This window comes from candidate division WOR-3 bacterium (genome assembly GCA_016867815.1).
Classification (GTDB): domain Bacteria; phylum Hydrothermota; class Tepidihabitantia; order Tepidihabitantales; family Tepidihabitantaceae; genus UBA2258.
The window spans coordinates 1-5601 of the sequence record VGIR01000132.1 but is presented as its reverse complement, the minus strand read 5'-3'; the positions used below and the strand labels follow the sequence as shown (position 1 = coordinate 5601).

General features: G+C 60.6%; 5 protein-coding genes. All 5 read right to left on the bottom strand.

Going from position 1 to position 5601, the window contains the following annotated elements; translation table 11 throughout:
• Positions 1 to 569, bottom strand: a 569-nt coding sequence (locus FJY68_13125) for an exo-alpha-sialidase (protein ID MBM3332766.1), incomplete at its 3' end; no start/stop codon positions are given.
• A 68-nt stretch (positions 570 to 637) separates the two neighbouring features.
• Entirely contained in the window at positions 638 to 2293 is a 1656-nt protein-coding gene (locus FJY68_13120; GenBank protein ID MBM3332765.1) for a hypothetical protein, read from the bottom strand.
• A gap of 299 nt (positions 2294 to 2592) precedes the next feature.
• Positions 2593 to 3138 carry a hypothetical protein gene (locus tag FJY68_13115; GenBank protein MBM3332764.1) on the bottom strand — a complete coding sequence of 182 codons (546 nt, stop codon included), beginning with the start codon at positions 3136 to 3138 and terminating at the stop codon, positions 2593 to 2595.
• Positions 3135 to 4583 carry a hypothetical protein gene (locus FJY68_13110; protein MBM3332763.1) on the bottom strand — a complete coding sequence of 483 codons (1449 nt, stop codon included), beginning with the start codon at positions 4581 to 4583 and terminating at the stop codon, positions 3135 to 3137. Before FJY68_13110 ends, FJY68_13115 begins: the two co-directional genes overlap by 4 nt.
• A gap of 59 nt (positions 4584 to 4642) precedes the next feature.
• Positions 4643 to 5601, bottom strand: a 959-nt coding sequence (locus FJY68_13105; protein ID MBM3332762.1) for a T9SS type A sorting domain-containing protein, incomplete at its 5' end; no start/stop codon positions are given.

Sequence of the window (5601 nt, the reverse complement as noted above, 5' to 3'; positions counted from 1 at the left end):
ACTCCCCGGTCGGTTGATACCGACGACCAGATGTGGCTATACCCCGTCCGCCAGTCGGTCCAGGCGCAGAAGAGGTCGCCGCCCGAGCCCGCGGCAATGCTAGTCATGCCGACATATCTGACAGACTCATCGTCAATCCACACCGGCGCGGACCACGTGGTGCCGCCGTCACTCGAGCGCGTGCACAGAAGATGACGGTCGGACACACCGTCAGGGTCGTTAATCAAGTCTTCGAACACGATATAGACATTGCCGTCCAAGTCGGTCGTGATGTCAGGGCTCATGGCGTGGCGTTCTCCCCGCCGAATCAGCACGTCCTCGGGCAGCCAGGTCCTGCCAGCATCGGTGGACTTCTGGAACATGATGTCGCTGCGAATAATGGTGGGTCCCCGCGTTGAATCGTCCTGGAAAGCGACGTAGAGCGGCTGCCTCGAAGGCACGCCCGGGCCAATGGCTATCGCGCACCTGTGGCAACCGTGGTTGGGCAGGTACTGGTGGTCGATGCGCACTTCCGGCCCGAAGCCACGTGACGTAATGACAGAGAACAAGAGAAGCAGAGTGGCACTCATTCGTTCCTCCTCATCATTGATTCCGCAAGATCGGAGGGGCGGTGAACCCGCCCCTCCGGAATGCGGATCTACCGAATCACCGCCTTGAGCGTAGCTTTCTCCGTACCCATGTCAAGGAGTACGAAGTAGGCCCCGGAGGCGAGCTTTCCACCTCCGCGGTCCTGATTCCAGCTCATCCGGTGCGTGCCGGGCTGCTGCCTACCGGCATCGAGCACGCCAACCTGCCTCCCGACCGCGTCATGCAGGGCAGCGCGCACGAACGCAGTCGCGGGCAACTGATACTCGACCTCAATGCGGTGGTCTGAGGCGATGACCTGCGCCCGCCGGCTTCCGGCATGGACATCCCCGGCCTGCGAACCTCCCCTGTCCTTGTGCTTCTTGCGCTTCATACGCTCGGGGTCTATGGCGTAGAAGTACTTGGTGGGGTCCCCGCCCACGTACGGCGCACCGGGTGTCAGGTAGCACCAGGGGTCCGGGCCCATGACGAATGTGGCACCGGGGCCGAGCGTCCTCGGAAAGTCCTCAAAGGCGGAATCGGGGTATTCCCACCACTCGTCGTCGTAGCCATATGGGTGGCAGCCGGAACCCGTTTGACCGAACGCGGCCGCCACGGCAAACCAGCCGGGACTCCCCGTAACCGGATCGCGGCTGGTCAGAGACGTGCCGACAGCCTGGGCCCTAGGCGTATAGGGAAGATCGTCCCAGTCCTCGTTGTTGATGTTCCACCTGCAGAAGAACGTTCTGTCGACGTCGGTCCTGAAGCCGGCAAGCACGTAAATGGACGGGACTCCGCCAAACGCCGTGTACGCCATTGCCGCGCCTTTGGCGACCTTCTTGTCGATGCGATCGAGCTCCACGAACCCATATTCGAGCGTGAAGCTGAGCGCACTGGCCCAAGTCCAGTTGAGGCCGTTGGGAGTGCCGGTGCGCCAGTAGTACTGGGCGTTGTCAAGCTCGCCAGAGATCTGGTACTCCGTCGCGGAGACGACCGTGTCTATTACGCATGAGCCCAGGCCGAAGCTTGGATCGGTCGAGACCTGCAGGCGATACAGAACCGACCCGCCGGTCCACCGGAACAGCGGCGTTGCGTCCGAGATAGTCGAGCCACTCGGCGGGAAGATGCCGGAAGCCACGATGTCCGTATCGGGATTAATCGAATAGCGCCAGAATTCCCTGCTATCGCCGGGCAGGCAGAATATGTAGCCCTCTACTTGATTGGCCGAGCCATATCCCAGGTTCGGCGCGTAGGCGATGCAGGCACCCTCGTCGAGAATAAACTCCTCTTCTTCGTCGATGTCGTAGAAGAGCCACGTGTCGCGAGCTAGAACGTACCTGTCCAGGTACCCATCTGCGGTATCCTCTCCGTCGCCGGTATCGGCCCCGATAATGAACAACGATTTGTCCCATTGGTATGTCATTCCGGTGTGGGCCAGATTGTAGCCAAACCACCGAGAATTGCCACGAGGGAGAGATTCCCAATCGCCTACGTTAGGGTTGTTGGTATCCCCTCTGCCCGGGAGCGGAGAGTAGTAGTAGACATACGTATGGCTGTCTGCTTCCACGGGGAACATACCCCATATGCGGTCGCTACCGTAGGTGATGTGTGCGCCCTGACCGACCGGGAAGGGCGTCGAGTCCAGCGGCATCCATGGCCACGGAAGGCCGGCCATTGCCGCAGAAGCTGCGAGCAGGAGCCCGCAGGTTACCGTGAGTTTCTTGAGCATGGAAGTCTCCTTTCGCCCAAAAACCTGTCAGCGCACTCGAGCACCTTTGGGTGCGCCTCGGACCCCGATACCCGGTGCCGGGATGCAGAGCCGGCCATGACTACCGTTGCATGTAGCACCGGCGGTTGAAAACCGCTCATAGTCTTGCCATCCCCTGCTTGCTTCCTTCTACATCCCGGCTACAATCTCTCGGGCAGCACAGAGTCCAACTCTGAACCTGTTCTTCCTGGCCGGGATTGCAGGTGCTGCCCTTTGGTTCATCCGATCTTCCGTAGTCAGAGCTTCGGTTCCCCTAACTCTCATTCGCTCTCGTGGTTCGGAAGGCTTGGAGCGCCGCCGGCGACTGGCGCGTCGAGGCGGACGAAGGGCCCGCCGAGCGTCGTCGGTGACGGTCTGCCGCCAAGTCCGCTGTCAGTAGCTGTGCTCTTGATAAGACGCTGCCAGTGAGTCTCTCGCCCGCGCCTCCCTGCCGACTCACGCGGGTGCGATGCCAGCCAGTCTTGCCTCATCTTGGCAGCCCAGCCTACATCCGTCGCGGCCAGTTGTGCGAACGAGTGCGGCGGGGCTGCGTGCGAAGTGGCGTTCTCCATGAACCCCACATAGCCCCCGACCATGAGGCCGAACAGAGAACAGCAGGCGAACATCGCAAGCCAGTAAACCGTGTGAAAGCTGTCCAGACTATGCTCGCGGCTCCAGCGTCGTGCTCTTGTCAGCGTCCCTTTCACGGCGAGCCATCGCTGCCCGGAAGGACACGGAACTCGCGGCGGAGCGGCGGCTCCCGCGGCAGGACCGCTTCCGGGCATGGTCAAGCCGATGAGCATTCGGGCTTGTTCGCTTCGGTTCATCTCGTCACCACCGCTTTCTTGACCGCGGCGAAGTCAGGCGTGCTAAGGTGGACAAAGTAGACACCTCCGGGAACCGCAGCCCCTTCCTGGTCGCGGCGGTCCCAAATGGCCCGGTGCCGGCCTGCCGGCTGTTCGCCTGCCACGAGTTGCCTGACCTCTCGGCCAATCAGGTCGGAGACCGAAAGGTCTACCCGGCAGGGCGAGGCAACGGAGTAGCTCACCTCGTACCCACCTGACGTCGGCTGTACCTGCAAGACCGACGCGAGACGCGGCCCGGCTGGCCTGGCTTCAACAACTCCCCCGTAGCCGGTGTCGCGCAGGACGTATACGTAGTAGGAATCCACGCCTACCGCGAATATCCGCTGGCGGAGCGGGTCGAGTTGTACGTCTCGTATGAAGTCACTGCTTGGCATGCCGGGCACGATGACCGAATCGGTGCTGCAGTCAATGACGACGAGAGAACCAAGTTGGTTTGCGTTAGGATAGACGTTGACAAGGTAGATGCGGTTGCTCCACGGCACCCAGCGGATGCACACCATCGTTCTTCCTTCGGGCACGCACTCGAACTTCTTCAGAACCGAATCAGTCGCGCAGTCAACGACCCACATCGTGTCCGGTGTGTCGAACCACCCGTCGTCACTCGTGATGTAGACCTTCCCGTCATGCTCGTCAACGGCAACGTGGTTGTACAGCCCCTCCGTGATTTGCACCGGGAGCACGCGCAAGAGAGTGTCGCGCTCGGTATCAACTATGCCCAGGTAGTCTCCCCCCATCATCTCAAACTGGAACGAGGAGACGTAGGCCCGGCGGTAGGTGCGACTGAAGACGCAAGCGTCAGGATAGCTGGCCACAACGGCGCCCACGTCTATGACCTTGAGGCAGGAATCAGCCAGGTAGTCATAGACGTAGAGCTTCCTGTACGAGCCCTGCCCCACGTAGAGCTTGCGGCCTACCGAGTCCCACGACGCGCAGGTGCTGTGTACCGGCAGCCGGCGGATCACGGTGTCCGTGGCACAATCGAACTCGTACAGCGTGTCAACCGAAGGCTTGAACAAAGCGTCGATGTCACTCAAATACACATCATTGTTCCAGTCATGAGGCACCTTCACCCATCCGACGGCCGTGTCGGCCACAACGTCGACAACAAACGTGCTATCGTACGCCCAAGTGGTCACGTAGAGCTTCCGTCTCAGTGGGCTATAGGAGAAACGGGTCGTGGCCCCGGCATTGGGAGGGCCGAAGGGTATCTGCGTCTTCAGGGTGTAGGTGGAGCAATCGAGGACGTAGAGGTTCCTCCCACTGTTGTAGCGGGGCATTACGTACAGTTTGTTGAGTTCAGGGACGAAGAACGCCTGACCCAGCCGGGTGGGAAGTCGCATGAACGTGTCAACCTCCACCTGGGCCGTCAGGACCAGAGGAACCAGCAATAGCAGCAGTTTCTTCACAACCACTCTCCAATCACGGAGAGGCGGATAGCTCCGCCCCTCCGCAGGTTTGGCCTATCTCACGACCGCCTTGAGCATCTTGTCACTACGACCTTCTTCGTGTCAGCGACGCTCGGGGTTTCGAGGCGGATGAGGTAGACGCCACGGGCGACAGGACTACCGACGCTGTCTTGACAGTTCCACAGAAGCTGATGCTCTCCTGCCGGTTGTTCTTCCGCAACCAAGCGGCGGACCTCGCGTCCCATGAGGTCGTAGACGGAGACGTCAACCCAGCACGTCGTGGCGATGGAGTAGCTGATCTGGTGGCCATCTACCGTCGGCTTCACCTGCAGACCTGAAACCGAACCGTGACCGGTGGAAGCCGTCTCTTCAGCCACGCCGCCTTCCACGTCGCGCAGGACGTAGACCTTGTTCGTATCGCCTATGACAAACACGCGCTGGCGAATCGGGTCAATCTGAATGTCACGCAGTTGCCCGCCTCTTAGCATGCTCGGAACGATGACCGAGTCGGTGTTGCAGTCGATGACGACGAGAGACCCACCTGTGTCGCTGCCGAAGTCATTTATGAGGTAGATGCGGTTGCTCCAGGGGGCCCAGCGGATGCACGTGCGGGCGTCAGCTCCAAACGGAGCACACTCGAACTTCTTGATTACCGAGTCGGTGGCGCAGTCGACCACCCACATCGTGTCCGGATAGTAATACGAACCGCTGCAGTCAACAATGTAGACCTTGCCATCCCGTTCGTCCACGGCAGCTTGTTTGTACAGCCCGTTGGTGACCCGCACCGAGAGGACGCGCAATAGCGTGTCGCGGTCAGTGTCAACTATGCCGACTTTGTCGCCCCCCAACGGTTCAAACTGGAAGGAAGAGACGTAGGCCCGGCGATGGGTACGGCTGAAAATGCAGGCGTCGGGGTAGCTGGCGGTAACCGCGCTCACGTCTATCACCTTCAAACATGAATCGGCCAAGTAGTCGTAGACATACAGCTTCTTGTATGAACCCTGCCCGATGTAGAGCT

Excerpts from the sequence above, each read along its gene's own strand:
- FJY68_13120 (MBM3332765.1), bottom strand. The coding sequence starts at position 2,293 with ATGCTCAAGAAACTCACGGTAACCTGCGGGCTCCTGCTCGCAGCTTCT.
- FJY68_13115 (MBM3332764.1), bottom strand. The coding sequence starts at position 3,138 with ATGAACCGAAGCGAACAAGCCCGAATGCTCATCGGCTTGACCATGCCC.